15 protein-coding genes and 1 riboswitch are annotated in these 23686 nt (G+C 64.0%); of the genes, 6 read left to right on the top strand and 9 right to left on the bottom strand.

Annotated features, from left to right (window positions below; genetic code table 11):
- Positions 1 to 41 precede the first annotated feature (41 nt).
- The 4 genes from ACZYW1_RS20690 to recD all read left to right on the top strand — a co-directional run bounded on the left by ACZYW1_RS20690 (position 42) and on the right by recD (position 8781).
- Positions 42 to 242 (top strand): hypothetical protein, encoded by a 201-nt coding sequence (locus ACZYW1_RS20690; protein ID WP_463788335.1) that lies wholly within the window; start codon positions 42 to 44, stop codon positions 240 to 242.
- A 126-nt stretch (positions 243 to 368) separates the two neighbouring features.
- Entirely contained in the window at positions 369 to 3680 is a 3312-nt protein-coding gene (gene recC / locus ACZYW1_RS20685) for an exodeoxyribonuclease V subunit gamma (RefSeq protein WP_463788334.1), read from the top strand.
- A complete protein-coding gene (locus ACZYW1_RS20680; RefSeq protein WP_463788333.1) occupies positions 3677 to 6955 on the top strand; it encodes a UvrD-helicase domain-containing protein in 3279 nt (1092 codons plus the stop codon). Before recC ends, ACZYW1_RS20680 begins: the two co-directional genes overlap by 4 nt.
- The gene (gene recD, locus ACZYW1_RS20675; RefSeq protein ID WP_463788332.1) at positions 6952 to 8781 is read left to right on the top strand and encodes an exodeoxyribonuclease V subunit alpha; all 1830 of its coding nucleotides are present in this window, start codon (positions 6952 to 6954) and stop codon (positions 8779 to 8781) included. The genes ACZYW1_RS20680 and recD overlap by 4 nt, the downstream gene beginning before the upstream one ends.
- 137 nt (positions 8782 to 8918) lie before the next feature.
- Here recD and ACZYW1_RS20670 read toward each other — a convergent pair whose 3' ends face one another.
- The 3 genes from ACZYW1_RS20670 to ACZYW1_RS20660 form a co-directional block, all read right to left on the bottom strand.
- The gene (locus tag ACZYW1_RS20670; RefSeq protein ID WP_463788331.1) at positions 8919 to 9434 is read right to left on the bottom strand and encodes a hypothetical protein; all 516 of its coding nucleotides are present in this window, start codon (positions 9432 to 9434) and stop codon (positions 8919 to 8921) included.
- Between the two features lie 298 nt (positions 9435 to 9732).
- A complete protein-coding gene (locus tag ACZYW1_RS20665) occupies positions 9733 to 10467 on the bottom strand; it encodes an ankyrin repeat domain-containing protein (RefSeq protein ID WP_463788330.1) in 735 nt (244 codons plus the stop codon).
- 58 nt (positions 10468 to 10525) lie between these two features.
- A complete protein-coding gene (locus ACZYW1_RS20660) occupies positions 10526 to 11968 on the bottom strand; it encodes an ADP-ribosylglycohydrolase family protein (RefSeq protein ID WP_463788329.1) in 1443 nt (480 codons plus the stop codon).
- Positions 11969 to 12155: 187 nt separating this feature from the next.
- Here ACZYW1_RS20660 and ACZYW1_RS20655 point away from each other — a divergent pair, with 187 nt between their 5' ends.
- Positions 12156 to 12824, top strand: coding sequence for an NUDIX hydrolase (locus ACZYW1_RS20655; RefSeq protein WP_463788328.1), 669 nt, complete (start codon positions 12156 to 12158; stop codon positions 12822 to 12824).
- Between the two features lie 259 nt (positions 12825 to 13083).
- On the top strand, positions 13084 to 14358 hold the full coding sequence (locus tag ACZYW1_RS20650) for a DEAD/DEAH box helicase family protein (RefSeq protein ID WP_463788327.1): 1275 nt from the start codon (positions 13084 to 13086) through the stop codon (positions 14356 to 14358).
- Between the two features lie 423 nt (positions 14359 to 14781).
- Here ACZYW1_RS20650 and ACZYW1_RS20645 read toward each other — a convergent pair whose 3' ends face one another.
- The 6 genes from ACZYW1_RS20645 to ACZYW1_RS20620 form a co-directional block, all read right to left on the bottom strand.
- Entirely contained in the window at positions 14782 to 17745 is a 2964-nt protein-coding gene (locus ACZYW1_RS20645) for a Z1 domain-containing protein (RefSeq protein WP_463788326.1), read from the bottom strand.
- Positions 17742 to 18719, bottom strand: coding sequence for a PD-(D/E)XK motif protein (locus ACZYW1_RS20640; RefSeq protein ID WP_463788325.1), 978 nt, complete (start codon positions 18717 to 18719; stop codon positions 17742 to 17744). The genes ACZYW1_RS20645 and ACZYW1_RS20640 overlap by 4 nt, the downstream gene beginning before the upstream one ends.
- Before the next feature lies 1 nt (position 18720).
- The gene (locus ACZYW1_RS20635; protein WP_463788324.1) at positions 18721 to 20235 is read right to left on the bottom strand and encodes an ATP-binding protein; all 1515 of its coding nucleotides are present in this window, start codon (positions 20233 to 20235) and stop codon (positions 18721 to 18723) included.
- A gap of 275 nt (positions 20236 to 20510) precedes the next feature.
- Positions 20511 to 20696 (bottom strand): zf-HC2 domain-containing protein, encoded by a 186-nt coding sequence (locus ACZYW1_RS20630; protein WP_463788818.1) that lies wholly within the window; start codon positions 20694 to 20696, stop codon positions 20511 to 20513.
- A 575-nt stretch (positions 20697 to 21271) separates the two neighbouring features.
- Entirely contained in the window at positions 21272 to 22045 is a 774-nt protein-coding gene (locus tag ACZYW1_RS20625) for a hypothetical protein (RefSeq protein ID WP_463788323.1), read from the bottom strand.
- 95 nt (positions 22046 to 22140) lie between these two features.
- Positions 22141 to 22260: riboswitch (SAM riboswitch) on the top strand.
- Between the two features lie 541 nt (positions 22261 to 22801).
- The gene (locus ACZYW1_RS20620) at positions 22802 to 23230 is read right to left on the bottom strand and encodes a DUF6308 family protein (protein ID WP_463788322.1); all 429 of its coding nucleotides are present in this window, start codon (positions 23228 to 23230) and stop codon (positions 22802 to 22804) included.
- Between the last annotated feature and the right edge of the window lie 456 nt (positions 23231 to 23686).

Raw genomic sequence — 23686 nt, 5'->3', positions numbered from 1 at the left:
GTCGGCGGCGACACAGTTCGAAACAAGGGAGGGTGAATCGGGTGGGCGAGGACACCACGAAATACCTGGACGCAGGACAGACTTATACCCGCGACGAACTCCAAGCCGCGACCGAAGAACAAGTCGCCGACCTGCCCCCCGAGACGTGGCGCGACGGTGTCTTCAACTTCGACGATTACCTGATCGAGTCGTTGCAGACCGGCACCATCACCACCATCGACGACGAGTCTGACGACCTGTAGCAGCGTGCCGAAAACCCCGCAACCAGGAACAGCCGGCGACGTCGCCCCCCTAGGGACGACCGCAGCCCGCCCGACACCGTCATTCCGCATCCACCATCACAGCGGCCGGCAGGGAGGTGGGCGCCGATGCTGACCGTGCACCGCGCCCAGCGCGCGGACTGGCTGATCGACCCGCTGTGCGAGGTGCTGTCGGCCGTCCCGGACGATCCGCTGGCCGCAGAGGTCATCGCCGTCCCATCTCCCGGGGTGGAACGGTGGGTGTCACAGCAGCTGGCGCTGACTCTGGGCGCGGCCGGGGCCCGTGACGGGGTGGCCGCCAACATCGACTACCCCCGCCCCGCCCGCCTAGTCGCTGAGGTGTTGGCCCGCGCAGCCGACCTCACCCTTGAACAAGACCCCTGGATCGGCCCGCGACTGGTGTGGAATCTGCTCGAGGTGATCGACGCCAGCATCGCCGAACCCTGGACCGCGGTACTGGCCCACCATCTCGGCCTCGACGGCGCCATGCCCGAGCATCGTGCCGGACGCCGCTACGCCACCGCCGCGCTGTTGGCACAGCTCTACTCGTCCTACGACGACAACCGCCCCGCGATGCTGCTCGATTGGGCGCGCGAACGCGACACCGACGGCGCCGGAGACGAATTAGCTGCCGATCTGCGCTGGCAGCCGGCGCTGTGGCGGCGGCTGCGCGCCCACCTCCAGGTGCCCAGCCCGGCCGAGCGCCTATCGCAGGCGTGCACCCGACTGCGCGATGAGCCGCAATTAGCGCAGCTGCCCGACCGGCTGTCGCTGTTCGGACCGACCCGGCTCAGCCGGAGCCAACTCGACGTGCTCGACGCGCTGGCCGCGCGCCGCGATCTGCACCTGTGGCTGACCCACCCCAGCCCGACGATGTGGGACCGCCTGGCCGAGATCTCCCCGCCCGCACGCCGGGCCGACGACACCACCGCAATGCAACTGTCGAATCCCCTGCTGGCCAACCTATCCCGAGACATACGCGAACTCCAACACCGCCTGCCGCCGGAGTTCGTCGACCACCACCATCTCGCCGACACCGACTCGCCCGACACCGTGCTAGCCCGTATACAACTCGACATCGCCCATAACCGCGCACCCGGTGACAGCCCGCGCCGCGCCGCCGATCGCAGCGTGCAGATCCACGCCTGCCACGGCCCGATTCGCCAGGTGGAGGTGCTGCGTGAAGAGCTACTGCACATGCTCGCCGACGACGACACCTTGCAGCCGCGCGACATGATCGTGCTGTGCCCCGATGTGGAGACCTTCGCGCCGCTGATCACCGCCGCCTTCGCCGCCCCCGACGCCGATCACCCCGGCCACCAAATTCGAGTGCGGATGGCCGATCGGGGCCTGACCCAGCTCAACCCGCTGCTCGACACCATCACCACCTTGCTGGCGCTGGCCGACGGCCGGGTCACTGCCAGCGAGATCGCCGACCTGATCGCCACCGACCCGATCGCACGCCGGTTCGCTTTCAGCGACGCCGACCAGGATATGTTGCGCCAGTGGATCGTTGACGGCGGCGCGCGATGGGGGTTGTGGCAACGCGAGCGCCGCCAGGTCGGGCTCGGACACATCACCCAGAACACCTTCGCCGCGGCCCTCGACCGGCTGCTGCTGGGAATCGCCGCCGATGGATCCGAGCTCGACTGGCTCGGCGATGCGCTCCCGCTGGCAGGCGTCGACAGCGCCGATGTCGCACTCGCCGGTCGCTTCGCCGAATTCCTCGAACGCCTCGATGCCGCGCTCAGCGCGCTGGCCGGCCCGCACAGCCCGCAACGCTGGCAGCACGTCCTGCACGACGCGCTGGACACCCTGACCGCCTGCGCCGACACCCACGTGTGGCAGCGCACCCAAGCTGCACGCCGCATCACCGAGGCCCTCACCGGCGCTGGCGAGTGTGACATCGCGTTGACTGAGCTGCGCGACGTGCTCGCCGCGGTAGTGGCCCCGCGACCGAGCCGGGCGTCGTTTCGCACCGGGGATCTCACCGTCGCCACCCTGGTGCCGATGCGGTTCGTACCGCACCGGATAGTGGCGGTGATCGGCCTCGACGACGGTCACTTCCCGCGGGTCACACACATCAACGGCGACGACATCCTCGGTACGAATCCATTTGTGGGAGAACGAGACCCGCGAAGTGAAGACCGCCAGCTCCTGCTCGATGCACTAATGTCGGCCAGTGACCGCATGCTGATCTGCTTCAGCGGCGCCGACCCCGTCACCGGCGTACGGCTACCACCGGTGGCGCCACTGGCCGACATCATCGACACCGTCACCGCCACCGTCGAGGAGGGCGCCACCGTCGTAGACCGCCAGCCTCTGCAACCGCACGACCCGTCGAACTTTGTTGCTCCACAACCTTTTAGCTACGACCGTCACAACTTCACCGCTGCCCTCGAGATGACGCACGCGCTGCGGTTGCGTCCCCCGTTTCTGCCCGGGCCGCTGCCAGCGCCGCCCACCAGCGAGGTGAGCCTCGAGGACTTGATCGCGTTCGTGGTGCATCCGGCGAAAGCTTTTCTGCGTCAACGCCTCGACATCAGCGTGTGGCAGGCCGACAAAGACCTGCACGACGCCCTCCCGCTGGCCCTGAATGATCTGGAGAAATGGAAAATCGGCGACCGGCTGCTGGGATGGACGTTGACCCATGCCGACGGACAGGCAGCGACCCGATTCAGCGCCGCCGAACAGCGCCGCGGCACCCTAGCGCCCGGCCCACTCGGGGCCGCCACCATGGCCGACATCGACGCCGGAGCCGCCGTCGTTGTCCACAGCGCAGCTGGCATCCTCGGTGCCGAGGCGCCTCAGACACAACGGATTTCACTGGATATCGGGTCGGTGCGACTCACGGGTACCATCTCAGCCGTCTGTGGGCCGCGACTGGTCAGCCTGTCGTACTCCCGGCTCAAAGTCGAGCACCGACTCACCGCCTGGGTGCGGCTGCTGGCGCTCGCCGCCGCCGGATACCCCGTGCACGAGGCGGTGACGCTGGGCCGCATCGGCGGCAACGAACCCGCGGTGCGGCGCTCGGTGCTGACCATCCCCGAGCACCCCGACGCGCTGCTGACCCAGCTGCTCGAGCTGCGCGCCGCCGGGCTGCGCTACCCGCTGCCGATGGCAACCGAAAGCTCGTTCGTCTACGCCGAGCGGCGGCTGCGCACCCCACCGGACCACGGCTACCCAGCTGCGGCCGACACCTGGTGCGTGCCAGGAGGTTCCTACAACAACACCGACGAGAACACCGACCCGGCACTGGTCTGCATCTACGGGCCCAACGCCCCCTTCACCGCGGTGTGGGACCAGCCCGGCCCGCCCGGACACCACTGGTATGACGACGAGCCGACCTGGTTCGCCCAACTCGCCCTGCGAGTGTGGGAACCACTGCTGGCCCAGGAAAGCGTGACGCGGATGCGATGACCACTTTTGATCTGAGGGCCGCCCTGCCGACATCCACGATGGTGATCGACGCCAGCGCCGGCACCGGAAAGACCTACGCCATCGTCGGTTTGGCGGTGCGTTACGTCGCCGAGGACATCACCAATCTCGACCAGCTGATGCTGGTGACCTTCAGCCGCGCCGCCACGCAGGAGCTCCGCGAACGCGCCCGCGAGCGCTTCGTCGCCTGCGCGGCCGCCTTGGCCCACCCGGCCACCGCCCGCGACAGCGAAGATGTGGTGATCGCTCAGTTGGCCATCGGCACCGACGCCGAGGTGGCGGCGCGGCGCACCAGGCTGGTTCAGGCGCTATCGAATTTCGACGCCGCCAGCATTGTGACCACCCACGCGTTCTGTGAGCGGATGCTCGACGGCATCGGCATGGCCGGCGACTACCAACCCCAGGCGCGGTTATTGGAAAACACCGCAGCCCTTCTCGGCGAGGTCACCGACGATGTCTATACCGCCCAGTACTGTGCGGAATCCGCGGCACCCTTGAGTCGGCAAGCAGCCGGGCGGATCGCCACCGCCGTCACCAATATCCCGTTCGCCGCGCTTGCCCCCACCGACACCGACACCGACCCACGATCCGCGGTCGCACAACGGGTCCGCTTCGCCGCCGCGGTGCGCGCCGAGCTGACCCGCCGCAAACGTGCCACTCGCCGCCGCGACTTTAACGACCTGCTGGGACTGCTGTGCGACGCACTCGGGGATCCGACATTCGGGCCTCTGGCCACCCAACGCATCCGCGACCGCTATCGCGTGGTGCTCGTCGATGAATTCCAAGACACCGATCCCGTGCAATGGGAGATTCTGCAGCGCAGCTTCCACGGCGCCGGACCCCTCGTGCTCGTCGGTGACCCCAAACAGGCGATCTATGCGTTTCGCGGCGCCGATGTCACAACGTACCTGACCGCGGTGTCGGCCGCCGATGAAACCCGCCGACTGGACACCAACCGGCGCAGCGACGCCGGGCTACTCACCGCCCTGCAACACCTGTATGGCGGTGCGGCACTGGGGGATTCGGTGATCACGGTCCTCCCGGTGCAAGCCGCCCACCAGCACAGCCGGCTGCGCGGATCGGCTCGAGCGCCGCTGCGGCTGCGCTATCTAGACCACACCGGAGCCACCCCGGGCAAGCCGTTGCGGGTGGGCGTGGCGCGCCCGCGGATCGCCCAGGACGTCGCCGACGACATCGTCGCTACTTTGGGCTCCGGGGAGCAGTTCTGCGACGACAACCATTGGCGCACCGTGCAACCCAGCGATATCGCGGTCCTGGTGCGCACCGCCGATCAGGGAACGCTGGTGCGCGATGCGCTGACCGCCGCCGGGGTGCCCTGTGTCGTCACCGGCGGCGCCAGCGTGTTCGCCACTTCCGAAGCGCACGACTGGCAGCGGCTGTTGGCGGCCCTCGAACAACCCCGCCGCGCCACCCGACTGCGGCTGGCGGCGTTGACCCCGCTGATCGGACACAGCGCCGCGGAGCTCGCCGCCGACCCCGACGCCGTGCTGGCCGCACTGAGCGCGCGGATGCGCCGCTGGGCGCAGATCTGCGCCACCGCCGGGCCGGCGTCGATGTTTGAAACCCTCTGCTCACAAACTGATCTGGCCGCCAGACTGGTCGCGGCGCAGGGTGGGGAACGATCCCTGACCGACCTGCGGCACCTGGTTGCTCTGCTTGATCGTGCCGCCACCACTGAGCATCTCGGCGTCGGCGAGCTGGGTCGCTGGCTGGCCGCGCGCATCGAACGCGACACCGCAGCCGACGCCGGTGATCGCAGTCGACTCTTGGACCGCGAAGCCGCCGCCACCCGGATCGTGACCGTCCACTCCGCCAAAGGGCTGCAATTCCCGATCGTCTACGTCCCCTACGGCTGGGACCGCACCAAATTCGACAAACCCGAAACCCTGCTGCTGCACATCGACGGCCAACGGATCCTCGACGTCGGCGGCCGCGACGGAGACGAATTCGCCGCCCACCAAACACAATCGGAGCGCGAAGCGGCCGGCGAGGAACTGCGGCTGCTCTACGTGGCCGCGACCCGCGCACAGTGCCGGTTGGTGCTGTGTTGGGCACCGGCCACCACCACACCCGGCTCGCCGCTGCACCGACTGTTGTTCGGGCGCACCCCAGGCGAGCCCGAACCTCATCCCGACCCCGCGGTGCCCACCGATAGTGATGCCACCGAGCAACTCTCGGCGTGGGCACACGAGGGCGGCAACCTGATCGACGCCGAAGCTGTAGGCGCCCAATCCGCCCACGCCCACCACACCCCGCCACCACACGCTCACCACGAACTCGCGGTCGCACGCTTTCGTCGGGTCCTAATCGATAGCTGGAAACGGACCTCGTTCACCGCGCTGAGCAAAACGGCGCACCCGGCGCTATCAAATCCGTCGAGCGAGACCGAGGACCCCGGCACCACCGACGAACCTACCGACAAACCCGCCGACGACATCCGCAGCGGCGCCCCCGCCGCCACCCCGTCGCTGATGAACGGTCTGACCGCAGGGGCGGCATTCGGCACCCTGGTGCACACGGTGCTCGAGCACGTCGACACCGCCGCCGCCGATCTGTCCGCCGAGGTCACCCACCAATGCCGCACGTGGGTGGGGCGGCTGTTCAGCGACGTCGACCCCGCCACCTTGAGCACCGCGCTCACCGCGGTACTGCACACTCCGACCCCGGCCGGCACACTGGCCGCCATCCACCCCCGCGACCGCCTCACCGAAGTCACCTTCGAGCTCCCCCTGGCCGGCGCCACCGACAGCGGCCCCGCCGCCTCGGTGAGCACCATCGCCGAGCTGCTCGAGCGTCACCTGCCCCACGACGACCCGCTCCACGGCTACCCGCCGGCGCTACGCACCCTTCCCGACGCCGAGTTGCGCGGCTACCTGACCGGAAGCCTGGACGCCGTGCTGCGCATCGACGGCCCACGCTATGTCGTGGTCGACTACAAAACCAACCAACTGTTCACCGGCGATATCGACGCCTCACAACTCGACCGCGACGCCATGGCCGCAGAGATGATCCGCAAGCACTATCCGCTGCAAGCCCTGCTTTATTCGGTTGCGCTGCACCGCTACCTGCGCTGGCGCCAACCCGGCTATACCCCCGAGACACACCTGGGCGGGGTGCTATATCTCTTCGTGCGCGCCATGATCGGCCCCCGCACACCCCCGGGCTGCGGGGTATTCAACTGGTCACCACCCCCGGCGTTAATCGTCGCCCTGTCGAACATGATGGCCCAGCCATGAGCGCGCCGCTCGTCAGCTCGCGGCCCGAGCTTCACGCCTATCACGCCGCCGGCGTGTTCACCCCGGCCGACATCCACACCGCAGCGGCGCTGTGCCGCCTGGGCGCAGACAACGACGAACGGGTGCTGCTGGCCGCCGCGCTGACCGTGCGAGCCCTGCGCCAGGGCTCGGTGTGCCTGGCATTTAACGACTATGACGAACTCATCGCCGACATCGCCGCCGCGGACCCGGCCGCAGCCGAACTGCCCTGGCCCAGTGCGACCGCGATACTGTCCGCGCTACGCGCCAGCCCCCTGGTGATCGGCTCGACCCGGGGCCCGCTGCGCCCACTGACCCTGCGCGACAGCGACGGTGGCGCGCTGCTGTACTTGCAGCGCTACTTCCGCCAAGAGACCCTGATCCGGGACTGGCTGGCCGGCCGCGACCACACCCGCCCCCAAGTCGACCCCAGCCAGGTGAGTGTGTTGCTCAACGAGCTGTTCGTCACCGACACCGGGGCACCGACCGCGGCACCCGACCGCCAGCGGCTGGCCGCCGCGCTGGCGGCCACCGAATGGACCACCATCGTGACTGGCGGGCCCGGCACCGGCAAAACCTACACCGTGGCACGGATCTTGGCCCTGCTGAACCGGTTACACGGACCCGGGCTGCGCGTGGCACTGTGCGCCCCGACCGGCAAAGCCGCCGCGACGCTGACCGAGGCGGTTGGCGCCCAGGCCGCGGCGCTGGGCCTGAGTCATCCACCGGCCGCGGCCACCCTGCACCGCCTGCTGGGTGCGCGCCGCGGCGGCGCCTTCCGATTCCACGCCGCCAACCCGCTGCCCTATGACCTGGTGGTCGTCGATGAGACCTCGATGGTGTCGTTGACGCTGATGGCTCACCTGATGGACGCACTGCCCACCCACGCCCGGTTGATCCTGATCGGCGACCCAGACCAGCTCACCTCGGCCGACGCCGGCGCCGTGCTGGCCGACCTGGTCAACCAGCCTACCGAACGCCCGGAAAACACGATGCTGCAGCAGATCTCGGCCCCCGATCTGGACAACGCGGCCCGCGGCGAGGAGTCCCCACTCAACGACGCCGAGCGGGCGGCGTTGCGGCGAGGCGTCGCGCACCTGTCCCGCGGGCGACGCTTCGATTCCGAGATCTCCGAACTCGCCGACGCAGTACGCGACGGCGAAGTCGACACCGCCCTCAATCTGCTGGCAGCTGGCGGTGCGGTCACCTTGGTGACCCCCGACGACACGGCGACGATCCACCACGAAATCGTCGCTGCCGGAACCGACATGGTCGCCGCGGCCCGCCGCGGCGACGCCGACGCCGCACTGGCCGCACTGGGCCGCCACCGAGTGCTCTGCGCGCACCGCGCCGATCGCGAACGGTGGGCGCGCCAAGCCCGAGACTGGATCACCGGCGGGCAGCGCTTCTTCGACGACTTCTACCCCGGTCAGCCACTTCTGGTCACCGCCAACGACTACGACCTCAACGTCTTCAACGGCGACATCGGCGTGGTCATCGAACGCGACGGCGTCCTGGCCGCGGTCATCGAACGAGGCGGCCCGCCGCTGATCGTCGAACCCAGCGTGCTGGCCGACGTGCAAACCGCCTACGCCACCACCATCCACCGCAGCCAAGGCAGCCAATACGCGGGCGTCTCGGTGATCCTTCCCGATCGTGAATCACCGCTGCTGACAAGAGAATTACTTTACACCGCGATCACCCGCGCACAACAGCAGGTTCGCGTCGTCGCCACACCCGAGGTCATCACCGCGGCCGTCGAGCGGCAGGTACAGCGGGCATCCGGCCTACGCAGAACACTGCACTAACCTGCACGACAAACACAGGTGCTGATCGGCCGCGCGGACCCAGGTGCCGCTGTCGCCACAAAGGATTTCTCGTCGCCGCACCTAACGCGGCAACTAGTCCGTAATCCGAGTCTGTTGTGACGCGGCGGGGTGCAGCGTTACGAGCGCGCCGCGAGTCGGGACCGACGATGCCGCTCGATGGCCGCCGAAGTTCCTTCGGCACGCAGCCATTCCAGCGCCGCACGTGCCTGTTCCGACGACCCGTCACGACAGGCCTCGCCGTCGGCGGCGAGCCGTTCGACCGCGATCTCTGCACCCATCAGTGCCACCGCGACGCGGCCACCGGTGGGATCACTCATCTCCTGGATCGGATCCACCCCGGTCCACTGCTGGTAATCGGTGCACAACGCATCCAAGACAGTGATGAAGTCGACCAGCTGGGTCTCCAATCGATCCAGGTCCTCGCCCGGACCCAACGTACTTTGCAGTCGCTCCACCCGCGCAAAGTCCGGATCAATGGTTTCCATCGCATAAAACAGCAGCGCGTAGACGCCGTGCACCGGTTCCCGGATGAAGTCATCGCACTCGGCGTCCAGGATGAAGCCGTGGTCGGCGAGGATCTGCAGATAACCGGTGATGGCCGCCTCCAATCGGGGGCGCAGTGCGTCGTTCACAGCATCTCCTCGCATCACCAGACCTTCTAGGGCTCACCGAGAATAGCGGCGAGCACCGACAACAAATCTGAAATTCGGATCGTTGGCCCGGTCACCGCGGGCGCTACGAGCCCCCCGGCCGGTGCCGGCAACCGACCCGACGCGCCACCGAGATACGCATCCCGGTGGAAAGATTCACGTTCCGGCACCGGGAATTTCGTGACAGCGCCGCGACAACGCGCGGGCTGCGCCGGGCCTACCGGCAAACGGAGACGGTCCACCTTTCACATCGCGACGGACCACACCTGATCCAGAACGCTCAACGAAAGCCCTCCTCCACCAGGATCACACCCTCGGTGGTGATCAAATGTTGCTGTCCCGAAACGCCCACGATGCGACACCAACTTTTCACGCTCAGGAAATCGTCGTTGAGCGTGATATCGAAGCCGCCGTACATACCCGGCACCGGGAACCACAAGCGTTGCCCGGGCAGCTCGTGCAGGATCTCCACCGGCGGATAGCGCAGTACCTGCTGCGGGCCACCGCCCTCATAGAGCACGCCCCGGATGCGCCCGTCGATCACCTGCGCCAGATAACGGTCCAAGGCCTGGACCGTCGCCGGTGCCAGCGGACACGGCGGCGGCTTCAGGTAGCGCTCGCGCAACACCAACGATTTTTTCTGCTGTGCGACAACGTTGTCCGGGCCTTTCGCGGTGAGATCACGCTCGTAGCGGATGTCGTGGGCGGTCAAGCCCTTCGCGGTGCGCAGCGAGCGCAGGGCTCCGCGCCGGATCAGTTCGGCGGCGACATCGAGGGGCGCGCCGTGCCAGGCCGCCTGATGCAGCGGGGTGAACCAGGCCGGTCCACCGGGTCGCCACCAGTTGATGTCGACCATCCCGTCGGAATCGTCGAGAATGTCGAAAACCGTTGACCAGTCACCTGCCTTGGCGGCGTCAGCCAGTCGGTGGCTGGCCGCGACGACATCGTCGCGGACCACCGTTGGGTCGAGAATGCCGCGCCACACGAAGGGCTCACGGTCGGGAATATCGGTCATAACGTTCTCCTTGCGTAGACATTGATGGTTGATGAGATCGGGGATGTGCATCGAAGATTCACGACGCCGGGGGACTGAGATGGCCCAGCGCCACACGAAATGCGGGATTGGGGTGCGCGCCCGGTAGAGCCGCCTCCACGTCGTCCAACGCCTGCGCTGTGGTGACGCCGCGCAGCCGCGCCCCGTAAAGCGCTGCCACCGTGGGGGTGCGGCTATAGGCGGCGACGCAGTGCACCAGCACGGTACGGCCCTGCGCGCGTAACGCCTCGATCAATCGCACAGTGTCGTCGAGCACGTACTCCAGATGCGGGTTCTCGTCGCGTTCGGGCCGGTCGATCAACCGCACCTCGGCGTGCGGCATGTCGTGACGGATGTCGGTGTCGGCCAGTCGGCACAGCGACACAACCGCGTCCACTCGGAAAGGTAACCGGCGCAGGACCCCGATGCCGCCCAGCAGGACCGCGCGGTCATAGGGGTGGTAGGCGAATGTCTCGATGGGGGAGCCGGGATAGCCGAAATCGAACCCGTCGGGTGCGCCTTTTCGCTCGATCACCGATGCCAGTGATGTCAGATCGTGCGCGTTGATGCCGGGCCAGCCGTGCAGCAGGATGCGCCACTGCAGCGGCACCGCCGACGCCCCGTAGGCCGCGCCGAGCAGCGCGCCGGCGATCGCGGCGACGGTGTCCGTGTCGTTGCCGCACCGCACCGCCGCGTCCAGCGCCAGCCGCAGATGGTCGGCGGCGAACACTCCCGCGGCGGGATCGTCGTCGGGCACCGGTGTGGTGGCGATCGCCGACCACGCGGCCTGCAACGCTGCAACCACCCAACCGTTGTTGGGGAAGTCCGCCGGCCGCGCGGACTCAGCCTCCCTCACCCGTGCTGACCACAGCTCACGGCGGCCAGGTGCGATGTGGTGCAAACCGATTCGCACGTCGAGCCGACCGGTCAGCACCGCGTGCCGGATGGCGCAGCACCACAACACGCATGCGTCGGCGGCCTCGGGGTCGTAGTGGGTGAGCTCGCTGATCGCGCGGGCCGCCGCCACCATCGCGTGCTCATCGTCGAGACAGGCCAAGGCCACCGGCGCGGTCCGCATCAGCGAGCCGTTACCGGCGGTGCGGCCCGATCGCTCATGCAGTTTGGCGGATTCGGCTCGGGCCGTTTCGGCGGTGATCTCACCCCGGCGTGTAGCGGCGCGCAACACCGATCCGGTCTGGATGCCGACGTCCTTCGCGTCAAGCGACCACGCGCGCCAGCGGGTCACGACGGCGTCCTGGGCCGCCGCATCGCGCAGATCGGCACCGGTGGCAGCGATTTCGGCGATCGCGACAGCCATGGCCGTGTCATCGGTCCATTCGCCGCGCTCCCAGATCCCGCCGCCGACCATGGCGACTTCAAGTTCGGGTCCGCGGGGCGGGCCGAACTCATAAGGTGCGCCCAAAGCGTCGCCCGCCGCACCGGCGAGTAGGACCCCTTCGACACGATCGTAGTAAGAACCCATAGTGACCACCTTCTCTCGAGGACAGTTTGCGCGTTTTCGCGCTAATTGAGTTCAGGATACGTCGGCGGTCCGACAAAAGGCACGAATCATTGTCCGCAGCTGCCCGGAGACGCGCCGCTCGGCCAGCTCGAGTACCCGTATTGCGTAGGATTGCGCAAAAGATATCCAGCCACAGTCAGGACAGCAGATGAATCAGCGCGCTTGGCGCGACGATCACGGACGTGCCCTCGCCGACTTCGTGCGCCCCTCGGTTGCCGTCGACACCGCGGTGCTGTCCCTCGACGACGACCTCGGCCTGGTGGTTCTGCAGGTACGGCGACCCACCGGCCGCGGCTGGGCGCTGCCGGGAACCTTCCTGCACGAAGGAGAAACGCTGGCCACCGCCGTCGAGCGTTCGCTGACGGACAAAACCAACATCAACGGCTTGCACCCCCGCCAACTCCACGTCTTCGACGACCCCCAGCGCGACGACCGCGGTTGGGTACTCTCGGTCGCCCACGTCGACATCGTCCAACCCGAACGACTGACAACCCGTTTCGCCGAGATCACCAGGCTGATGCCGGTGTCAAGGCCCGGGCGCCTCACGTACGACCACACCCATATCGTCGAGCGCGCGGTTGAGCACCTGCGCTCCCGCTACCACGCCGCCCCCGACCCCGACCGGCTGCTCGGCGACGAATTCACCCTGCGTCAGCTGCGACTCGCGCACGAAGCCGTAGCCGGAAAACCCCTGCAGCGCGATGCTTTCCGGCGCGCCATGGAGCCACAGCTACTCGCGACCGGCACAGCCCTCGGCGCGGCCAGAGGCCGACCTGCAGAGCTGTTTCGCCGGCGAACGACCGACGCGCAGGGCTAGACGCGGACACCCCCCGGCAATCGATACCGGGTCCGACCCGCTTGTCTACCGACGTTGACGTGCGGCAAAGGAATCCCAACAGACAGGATCGCGAAACCGGGACCAGTGCCGTGCGCAACGATGGTTGACTGCACATCAGGACCAGCAGCTGCCGTGCGCGGCGGCCGCAGGATTTACGCCATAGAACCTCCGACGACCCCAGCTTCACAATATCGCCGCGTAAGTGGTTGTGAGACGATAATTCTGGAAGGGTACGCAGATGGATGACGAGGAATGGCGTCGCCACCGCGAGATGGTCGAGCAGCGGATGAACGATCTCCGCCTGCAAGACGTCGACTCTCGAACGCTGTGCGGCCGCGTCGACCGCGGATGGATCCGCTGGCCAGCCGATCGCCGCGCCCAGCACCGACAACTACTCCACGACCTCTGGGATGAACAGATGCCCTATGTGCCCCGGGAGGGCGAAGCGTTCTTTATGGGCGGCAACGACAGCGGCGCCAAGACCGCGCTACTGGCTGACCCCGCCTCCGACATCAACCCCGAGCAGTACCTTGTGATCGACGCGTTTCGGATCACAGAGAAGATGGCCGTACGCGGAATGATCCCGCACATCGACGGTCTGTCTCCGATGGAGGCGAGCGCGCTGGTTCACGAAGAAGCATGGCAACTCGCTGAAAGACTGGCCCAGAAGGCGTATCCGCAGAAGTGCAATGTGCTCTGGGTGCTCTTCGGAGCAGATCGCGGAGCCGATGACAACTACGTCCCACCGAAAGCCGAGGATACGATCCGATCGTCGATCGATCGATATCATCAGCAGGGCAACGACTTTCAAGCATTGAGAGATGAACTGGTCGCGCGCTGGCGCGACCGCCCCGCCAAGACGGTCACACCCGCCGACTGGGGCGAGGTGTACCGCCGTGCCGAGCAAGTACCCGACGCGGACGACTTGATATGGATCAGCGTGGCCGAAGACACCGGCACCCTCACCCGCGAGCAGACTGATGACATATTCACGGCGATCGAACGCGCGGCAGACCAGCAAAGTGACACCGCAAACCAAGTAACGCGCGACAATGAAAACCGAAAGGGGGCGTCTGAGGACAACGAAACAGCTATGCGCTGGCAATACTTCGCCGACGGCCATAGTGCCATCCGCGTCTCTGCTGCCGATGGCCCAGACCATCACGGACAGCGCTACTGGGGCCACAGCGCTGGCTGGATCGCCGCCAGCCACGGCTGCACAGACTGGGCGCGGAGCGCCTCCACAGGCACCCACTACCGGCCGATCGATCAGGCTGACATCGCGACGACTCTCGATCGTATTGATCACCAACCCGGGGGAGTGTTCCGCGACCCCTGGCGATTCTGGGACGACTCGAGCCGGCGATGGTCGGTCTCCGACGCACGCCGACGCGCCGTCAAACTGGAGTCCGATCTTGCCGACATCGATCGATACGACACGTGGGGGGCCTACCGGGCTGATCGCGACGAGATGGGGCGGTTGCGAAAGCTTCTTGATTTGGCCGGGGCGTAGCTCGTTAACGAGCGTCGGCTTGCGACATCGAGCGGGCCGCCTCGCCATTCGGGTGGCGTGGCCGCGGCGCGCCGTCCTATCGCCGAGGGACATTCAATTGTCTAGCCGACACGACTGCGGCGAAAAGGAGCAGGCACCGAAATCTCCTGTCCCTCCGAGCCGTTCGAGATACCACAGCGCTGAACTCTGACCTCACCCCGCCATGTGCCGCGAGTGAGGTCAAAAGGCAGCACATCTGCACGCCGCCGAGACGAAGTTGAGTTCGTCACGGCGCCTGTCCGACTTGGCCGAAATTGAGATGAAGATCATGCGATTAGAGCGGTGGCGAACGAGCTGACGCAATACTCGGCAGACGCCACCGGTCTATTGAGGGACTCCTTGCCGCGATCACGCTCATCAGGAAACTGGTTGCCCTGCAACTGCTTATGGGGTGTCGACCGTTGCTGCATCCGAGAGTTCCGGTACCTGGACATGGAACGTCAGGATGCCTGTTTGTATCGCGGCACTCCTGGGCAGATACAGAGCGAAAGCAAGAATTAGGCCGCGTTCGGGTGATCCGCCTGCAGGCGGATCAGGAGATGCGTTGGGTTCGAATTGAGGATCTTGCTCCTTGACCAGATAGACGAGCCCGACCCCCCGGGTCGGTGACCAGAAATCCTCGAGAGGATGGCCAGCCAGCGCTGTTGGTGCGAGCAACGGGTCGATAAACTGACGATGCTTGGGGTCGGTGATCTCGCCAAAAATCTTGATCGGATCGCTACCCCGTTTCCTGCGGTCGCGGTTGACCAGCTTGCGCGACCCGATGTTTGTGAGCTCGACTTCCTGAATGCCGGGCTGGGGGAGCACCAGAAGTAGCTCGTCTAGCGGCGATGGTGTCATTGCGAGCAAACGCCTGAAGTAGGCCAATCTTGGTCGGACCCAGCGCGACTGGTAGTTGTACATCCAGTGCATCTGATCGATGACATCGACGACGAGTTTCGCGTTCAATACCCCTGTGTAAGCACGCAATTCCTTCTGGCCGCCGGCGGGAAACCCTGTGTAGTTGTCACACTGACTTATCAGCGGGCGCCACAAATCGAGATTGGATTGCTGGTCCTTCAGTACGAATGGGTAGCCGGACGGGCTCAGCACGGAGTCGCTCTGCTCATCGAGCACCGCGTTGAACATCTTGTGATTCGATGTTGGTTTCAGCCATGGCAGGTGTTGTGATACCAGGGGCGGTATTTGAGAGGGAAGTACGCGCGGCTTGTCGCCGTCCCAATCTGCGTACATCTCAAGCTGCTTTCGGAAGGCTCCCTCGTCGAGTGCGACGGCCTCGAACGCCTTATAGAGGTCAACTCGTTGTGTCGCACTGAACTTCGCTTTCCGGTCGATGTAGAGGCGCACGAGATCGCGGTACCCTTGCCTGAAGCCGAACCACCGGCCCATCTGGGTTAGCGCGTCGGCCAATTTGACTGTCCGCCGAAAGTACGTGACCGTAAGGCCTTCCACCGTGAAGCCGCGGCTAAGCTTCGCGCCTCCGACGAGAACCCGCCAAGTGCGGTTGCGGTCGAAATCCAGTTGCTGTTGCTGCTGTCGAATGCTCTGGTCGCTGTTGACGATAAGCACGGGATTGTTGTCGTGCTCGGTGATGCGGCTGACGGCCTGGCCGATGAACTTCTTGACAGTCTCGAAATCGGGCAGCTCAGGGGCATTCTCCTCGCGACGAGCCTGCGACACGCGAAGCACGTCGTTGTCATAGAGATCCCGCAGCCGCTTCAAGCCAGCTGGCAACGTGAAACCGGACTCGGCCCAAACCTTTCGAACAGTGCGGGCGAGCTCCCTCTGGTCATCGTTCTTTACTGACTCGTGCACGAGCATGGTGTGGTGCTTGAATTCGTCGATCCCTGGCTGAGTCGCGCGGTAGAGCTTGCACGCGCCGGTCAGCACGAACATGTCCAGCGCCCTTTGAAGTTCTGCACGCCGTTTCTTCGCATCAGGTGCGGCCTCAGACGCGCAGAGGTCACGGACGAAAGCGTTGAAGTTGCTGTTCGCGGCCGTAAGGGGCTTATCAACTGGCTCGAGGTCGTGGAAGGCCTCTACTCCCATATACCCATCCGGCCTGGGCAAGCTAATCAAAAAGTCCTTTGGATAAATGCCGAGCGGGTCGCGAGGATCGACGAACACGTTGGCAAACGGTGTGGCGGTGTAACCCACATACTGGGCTCGCGGCATCAGGTCGAGCAGATCTGCGATGTGTTGATTGATGGCTCGCCGCTCAGGATCTCCTGGCTTCTTCTTGTCGGGATCAATCGTGTTGACAGAGGCCTGATCTGACTCATCGTCGATGATTAATACGGGAACTTCGGCGAAGGCTTTTTTGTTGGCTTTGACGTTGTCAACCAGTTTCGCGAGAACTTTCGCGTTTTTCTTCGTGATGACCAGGCGCGCATCGGAATTCGCGATGTTCTCCGGGTCATACAGGGGTTTGTTGTGGTGGGCGCGCTCGAAACTGAGGTGGGTGAACTCGTCCTGGTAGTCGATTTTGTGATGGGTTAGTCGTCTGATGCCGGGATGGACTGCGTCTCCGCCGAAGTCTTGGAAGCGGTCCGTCCAGTCGGGGTCGTCGTGATAATCGACATTTTGAGCGACAGCCTCTTCAGGCGTGCGATCGCCCACGATGTTCTTTTTTCCCACCAACTCCATGTCGATGCGGCGTTGGGTTTGGCTGCGCAGCATTTCGATGGTGCCGGTCATTACGATGATAAGTCGGTAACCGGCGTCGATCGCCTTCGCGATCACGCCGGTGAAGTTGGCGGTCTTACCGCTTTGCACGTAGCCGACTACCAGGCCCTTCGATTGGTGAGCCTCGATCCATGTGGGATCTGCAAGGCGTTCAACGACTTTGGTTGTGGCCAGGTCAAGTGACGTGACGTTGTTCTCCGGCCACTTGCGCACCTTTAACAGATATCGCGAGTAATGCTTCCAGTAGAAGGTGTTGGTGGCGGCACGCTCTGGCGTGTACCACTTCTCCCATTCGCCAGTGATCACGATCGTGGGGTCGACGTAGATCGATCTTTGCCCGAGCAGTGCGGCGGCACCAGCGTCATTTAGACCGAGCCTTTTGCAGATCACATCGCGTCGAGCGATCGTCGAAGGTTCGGTGCCGTCGGCCCAGTCGACGGGCAGGGGCTTTGCGTCCCACTTGTGCACCTCCATTCCTAATGCTGTGAGGAAGGGGTCTGACGGCGATGCTTGCATGATTAGCTCTGTCAGGTCATCGGCTGTGACTTGCGTGTCGTGATCGACAGCGTCGGCTTGTGCCCGAGTAACAAGGTTTTTCGGGGGTCCGCCGCTGATCCCGGTGATGATCTGTAGGAATGCGAGGCGTAGCCAGTCGGCTGTCATTGTGTTAATCCTGGAAGATTGATGGCGAATAGGGCGTGGCTCGGGTTCAGCCCATCGAGGCTGATTCGGTAGCGGACATCGTCGATCCGTTCGAGATTGGGGACGCCGCCGAGTAGGTGTTTAGTTGTCATCGCTGGGAATTCGTCATCGACGAGAAAGAATTCTGGCTTGGTTCGCAATCGCCATCGGGTTTCGTAGAGGTCCTCATGCCAACTGTGGTAGCCAGCGTCTTCCAGCGCGGTGGTGAGTTGCGACGTCGGTGCGTGCGGCAGGGCGTAGGCTGCCGCGACGAGTTCGATAAGGCTCGACCCTGGTCCTGCGCCTGGGGCGGTGAGCTGTATCGACACGACGTACAGGTCGCGGTCTGGCGTGGGTGCGAGTTGGCTCAGCCCGCTGATCCAGTGTGACCTCTTCTCAGAGGCTGTGGTCTTCACTTCCAAATCTTCTGTGGCCAAACCGAAGTCATGCTCTTCACGGCCGGGCCCGCGCCATGCCTGCACGGCTTCTTGGGCGTCGGAGTGGCGAGCCAGTGAGAGTAGCACTACTAGCTCGCCGAATAGCCCGATCTGTTTTTCGAGCGACAGCTCGCCGCGGCCGGCGAGAATCTCGTTCAACCCGCTTAGTACCTGACCAACGGCATGGGCGAAACTCTCGCTGTTGATTTGCACGCGGTCGAGGATTGCGCATAGTAGGGAGTAGACCTCGCTGAGGTTATCGGTATAAGCCACATCGAGTCGGTGCCACATCTTTCCAGACAGGTCTTCGAGGTTGTAGTCCAGGTTGGCCATTGCGTTCAGGTCGGGCCCTGGCGTGTTATCGATGACCTGGACGAGCAAGGTTATTTGGTGGAGTGATGGTGATATCTGTATGCGGCCCAACGGGTTTCCACTGATCTGGAAGCTTCCGTTGTTGCCTTCGAGTGCGTAGGCTTCGATAGTCGCGTACGGTATGTGCCGCTCAGGGATGTCAGGCACTCTACTGATATTTCTTCTCGGCTTGTGCAGCGGCGGTCAGCACATCTCCCCAAAATTGGCTGTTCTGTTTATCTCTCGGTCCCATCGCTTGGCCGCGCAGGATGTCCTCGTAAAGGAGGAACATTAGGGCTTTCACCAGGGGTGCGTCGTTGAACCTTCCGCCATCTCCGTGCAGGAGTGATTTCCTGTACTTGTCGTTGAGCAACAAGGCGTTTCGTTTGCGATCGATTTTTACGAAAGTATCGCCGGCGACTTTCCCCCACTTGACCGCAACGGGGTCCTTGCCTTCAAGGATCGGAGTCCCGTAGGTGATGGCCTTTTTGACGTCAGGGTCGATGCCTGGGCCGGGTGGCAGTAATTTGGTCCGCTGCGGTTGCCAGGCATTGCCCTTTTTGACCGTTGCGGCAGCAGCGTCCAGGTACTGGTGGAGTGTGAATTCTTCGCCGTCATCGGCGTTCTCGATCGCATGGACGAGTTTGGATGAGAATTCCACGCCGGACTTCTCGACGCTCATCTTGAAGACGTTGAGATGGTCATCGATGTCCACTGCGATGCGCGCAAGCTTGTAGGCCTTATTCTCCTGGATGACTCCGCCCCAGCCGCCCGCCTTGAGCAGGCGATCTTTGCGATATAGATAGAACCCCTGGAAACTCTCGACTGGTCGGCCGTAGAGACGGTATTGCGGGGCCTGGGATTTCGCGGGCCAGATGCAGCAATGCAGCATCACCCGCTGATCGCCCAAATCGGCGATCAGGTCTTTGGGATAGTTGGGATCTCCGGATCTTTGGTAGCCGAACGGATTGACTGGTTCAACCAAAGTGGTTATGCCTTCGGCATTTTCGCCGATGTCGTAGGTGTCGATGGTGATTTCGACCTCGCTACGCTCGATTAGTCGATGGTAGATCATACCGAGGTGTCGGTGCAGGTCGGTGATCCGTCTGTCTAAGTAGGCGCCGTTTTGAGACGTATCTCGCGAGCGGGGGAAATCCTTGACCTTGTCCCACTGCACGACGGTTCCTCGTTTGACCGACCTGACCAGTGCCAGCAGTTCGTCGAGATGCTCGTCCGCTGCGTCGGAGTTGAGCACGTCGACGTCAAAGTCGGCGCCCGGCCTCTCCCGATGCATACGTCGCGCTTCGGCGCCGGCACGGGTGCTCCGCGACATCACCGTCAATGTGGATGCCTGCCCGAAAGACGCGGACTTCAGGCCCATGCCGTAGTAGCCGTAACTGACCTTGCCGTGAGCCTTGGGCTTACCCAGGGTCATCGCGGCATCGATCCCTGCCTCGTTCATCCCCTTGCCGTTGTCGATGATCTGCAACTGCTCGGCGCGTCCACGCCTGAGAACGAATCGGACGAGCACGCAGCTCGCCTCGGCGTCCAGACTGTTGTCGATGAGGTCGGCGACAGCGGATTCGAAGCTTTGGTTCATGCCCAGTGCTTTGAGAATGCCGGGATCAGGGGGCACGTGAATTCGGCGAACCGCTTCGATCGGCGTCGCTTGCAACCCGTCCATTTAAATCGCTGACCTCATTTCTGTCCACCATCGCAAAGATCGGAACTCCTGCGGTCGCGAGTGCGCAACCTAATCGATCGTGCCTCGACCCACGACGAGCAACCCTGCGACTACCGTGCCAACATAGCGGCAGCGGAGCAGACATGGCGCGAAACTTTGACCGTTTCCGGTGAGCTAGACGAGAATCTTGCCGCCGCGAAGAACGGTAGCCCGTCGCGATCGCGTCTGTCCGCGTCCGCGGGCGCTGAGTATGCGGCTGACGGTGAGCGCGGTGCTCACAGAAGAAAACGCAGCCATGCAGGAGCGGCTTTACCGCCTGCCTTCGTCGCGAGCAATCGTTTGATTCGCGATTCGAGTTCGCACTGTTCTCGGCCACCCGTACAGATGGATATATGCTCGCGAAGCGCTGCGCTGGTTCGGTCGCAACATTCGCCGTCGAGATACGTTGTCAGCTCGCTCATGGTGAAACGGCATCGCGCATGGTCGGTTTGACGATGCGAGTCCGCGGAGGACGTACTCGGCGTAGTGCTGATGTTGTTTGGTCCGGTCGGCGAGACGCGTGCGCGGCGGATCCCGCTCGCGGTGAGTGAACAAAAATCGTGAAAGGTCACAGCGTTGAAGCCCGCCATTGGGTGCAAAATTCGGGGAATTAAGGCGAAATGGCCGCGTCGCTCCCCGAGTGGTGAGGGAGCACTGGTCGACTGATCGCTGTTGCGGCAGCGCCATGCGCCTGCCGGGCAAATTCATACGATCGGATGACACCGCCGACACTGACTATCAGAACGACCCGGTCTGGCATCCGCTTGCCCAGAGACTTACCACTCGTATTTCAGTCGCCACAGAGCCATCGGAGGCGCGGTTCGGTGACCGTGCATCCCATCGACGCGATCCACGGTCCTTCAATCGGTCCCATCGTGATTCCGAACGAGGCGATTCTGGAGTGCAACCGCCGCACTGCGGGCAGCGCGGATGCCGAGAAAAGATGAAGTCGACGTGCGTCACAGCGGCAGGGCGTGAGCCCGTTCTGACGGTCGGCTTAATCTGCGGAACATTCATCGCATTGGCCGTTTCGGGGAATTTCGATGTGATGGACAGGGCAGACATCTTGCGGGGGGAAGTACTTGGCCGGTCTGCGTCGCACCGGCGCCTGGTTCGCCAGCCGAATCGCCTCATCCAGTCGCGCTCCGCCCGCCGTCCCGCCCGGTTCAATAGGCGGAGAGTCGTTCCACAGCGCCGTCACGGTGGAAATGATGTGTTGCCACCACGATTGGCTGGTTTCCGTACGTGTTGTCGGTTCATCGGGTGAGGCAAGGGGTTGATCGAAGACTTCGAGAATGATTGTTCTGCCATCGGCTAGGAAGAATTTTCCGCCGCGCTCGTAGAAGCGTCCCCCTCGGCCGTGTCGCATTGTTTGGAGGATGTCGGCTGCTTCATCGAGCAGCCATGACAAGCGTGTGACGTCCACTCGTGGACCCCGGATCGTCCAGCCGTCACCATGTGCGGTGAAGATCGCGCCGTTGGGGGAGACGCCGAACTGTGCTGCACCGCTGGTCATCGCGACTGCTCGAACGATGACCAGCTCAATAGGATCGGCCGGGACGACGCAGTGAGAACCGCGGTCAACCGGTACTTTGTTCTTGAACCGCGTGGGGCGGGGAAGGTAGTCGCCTCGCCAGTGCTGGAGACGGCGTTCGAGTTCGAGTGCGGCGCGCGATTGAAGCGTGGCGTCGAGGCCGCCTTGGGTGGTGATGCGTTCCCAGACCGTCGCGCAGCGCACACTAAAGCTTTGTGCAGGCGAGACATATACCACCGTCGCCTCACTCTCCAGGAAAACAATGCGCTGAAGCTCCCGGCGACCGAAACTAACAGCCGTACTGTCGTCACGGGCAGGTACCGTGGAATCAAGGCCCAGAGATTCGCTCGCACGCCTCCGAACGTGAGCGAACGGCAACCCCGCTGCCCGGCACGGTGCTTTTCGGAGAAGGCCGGGACCTTTAGCCGAACGGTTTAGGTCAAGGCGGGAGCATTTGAGATGTATCACGAGCCGTATCGGCACTTTGGCGCGTTCTGTACCCCCAGTGCGGGGACCCGAAATCCACGGCACACTCGTATGCCAAGTGGAAGACCGCAGAAATGTGCACGGGATTATTCGGCGAGAGACAACGGCTGCGACACGAGTGGATCGCGCGTGGCCCCAGACGCGGCCGTGCGGTCGCCCAACAGACGGCGGTCATCACCCATCACGCGTCACCAGTGCGATCCTCAACGGTCAACGTGTGCCTGAGTTGTTTGTGGATTTCCTGGGATCTGAACGAAGAACATCCCGAGCTTGATAGTTGAGTCGAGTGTATCGATTTAGTGAAATCGGTTCTTACGCTAAATCATTCGCTGTATAGCACATTCGGCACCCCAGTCGATGCTGGGCATGGAAGAGTCAAAGGCGCAATTTTCGACGCTCTCTCTCGGCAGCCTTCGAGCGGCTGCCGCGCATCCATGCAGCTACATCCAGTAGTCGCAATGTCGTAATCTTCGACGACAAGTGCTCGGGTCGTATTGCGTCGATCTCCTACCGCAAGTGTCGCTTTTGCAATGCCCCACGCAGTGCAATCCACGAATTGTCTTGACTCGTCAGCCCGTAGCTCGTTCTGACTACCGAGTCAATGATGGGAATCAGCCGGGGTCGCTTACGGGCCAGCAGCTTGCTCGCCCTCGTCGGGCCGACGTCAGGCAAAGCGATCAACTCGTCCCACAGGCGGTATGCGGGTTTCAGGTCTTCGTCTGTGGCCGCCCACAGATCCAGGTCGTCTCTTACAGCGGTGAGGTGCTTGGAGAAGTCGGACTTGAGGAGTGCGCGAACGGCTAGTGGTCTCGGCGCTACGTCGAGCATCGCGAGCGCGAGCAGGTCGCTGGTCGAGAATGCGTCACGAGGATTGCTAGGGAGCGTGTCGAATGTGCCGGCGTCGAAAGTGTTGTTCGGGTCAAAGAACGCGACCACCAGCTGTTAAGCAGGCGGGGCGGCGATGGCGCGAATTCGCGCGCGGAGCTGCTAAGTGTCCATGCTTCAAGGCCGACCGCACTAGCAGAGGAACCTGTGAAGGGTTACGAAAAAGATGCCGAGCGCGACGGTGCCTAGTGTTCCGAATCCGGCAGCCCAAATCTTTGTGCTACTCGTGCGTACCCGTCTCTCCCACCACGGAGCGTTTAAGACGACGGGTTTCTGGTGGTAGGGCGGCAACCCCAATCGCTTCTCGAGTCGGATCAAGGTCTGACGGTCGTCGATCTGAGTCAAGCGGTGCTTGACCATCAGTTGAATGCATAGCAGAGAAAGCATCACGTTCAGGGCTGATGCCACTAGGCGTGCTGGCCCCGTTGAGTCGTGTCCAAGCGCGATTTGGAGGAGAAAGGCCTCGGCGGCGAGCGCGAGGGACGGGGTCTGCCATTGGAGGCTGTT

It is taken from the genome of Mycobacterium sp. IDUB_36, from assembly GCF_055419225.1.
This window is presented reverse-complemented; position numbering and strand designations above follow the sequence as displayed.

Bases quoted from the DNA above. Each gene is read 5' to 3' on its own strand.
- recC (WP_463788334.1), top strand. From the start codon at position 369: ATGCTGACCGTGCACCGCGCCCAGCGCGCGGACTGGCTGATCGACCCG.
- ACZYW1_RS20680 (WP_463788333.1), top strand. From the start codon at position 3,677: ATGACCACTTTTGATCTGAGGGCCGCCCTGCCGACATCCACGATGGTG.
- recD (WP_463788332.1), top strand. From the start codon at position 6,952: ATGAGCGCGCCGCTCGTCAGCTCGCGGCCCGAGCTTCACGCCTATCAC.
- ACZYW1_RS20665 (WP_463788330.1), bottom strand. From the start codon at position 10,467: ATGACCGATATTCCCGACCGTGAGCCCTTCGTGTGGCGCGGCATTCTC.
- ACZYW1_RS20660 (WP_463788329.1), bottom strand. From the start codon at position 11,968: ATGGGTTCTTACTACGATCGTGTCGAAGGGGTCCTACTCGCCGGTGCG.
- ACZYW1_RS20655 (WP_463788328.1), top strand. From the start codon at position 12,156: ATGAATCAGCGCGCTTGGCGCGACGATCACGGACGTGCCCTCGCCGAC.
- ACZYW1_RS20650 (WP_463788327.1), top strand. From the start codon at position 13,084: ATGGATGACGAGGAATGGCGTCGCCACCGCGAGATGGTCGAGCAGCGG.
- ACZYW1_RS20645 (WP_463788326.1), bottom strand. From the start codon at position 17,745: ATGACAGCCGACTGGCTACGCCTCGCATTCCTACAGATCATCACCGGG.
- ACZYW1_RS20635 (WP_463788324.1), bottom strand. From the start codon at position 20,235: ATGGACGGGTTGCAAGCGACGCCGATCGAAGCGGTTCGCCGAATTCAC.
- ACZYW1_RS20630 (WP_463788818.1), bottom strand. From the start codon at position 20,696: ATGAGCGAGCTGACAACGTATCTCGACGGCGAATGTTGCGACCGAACC.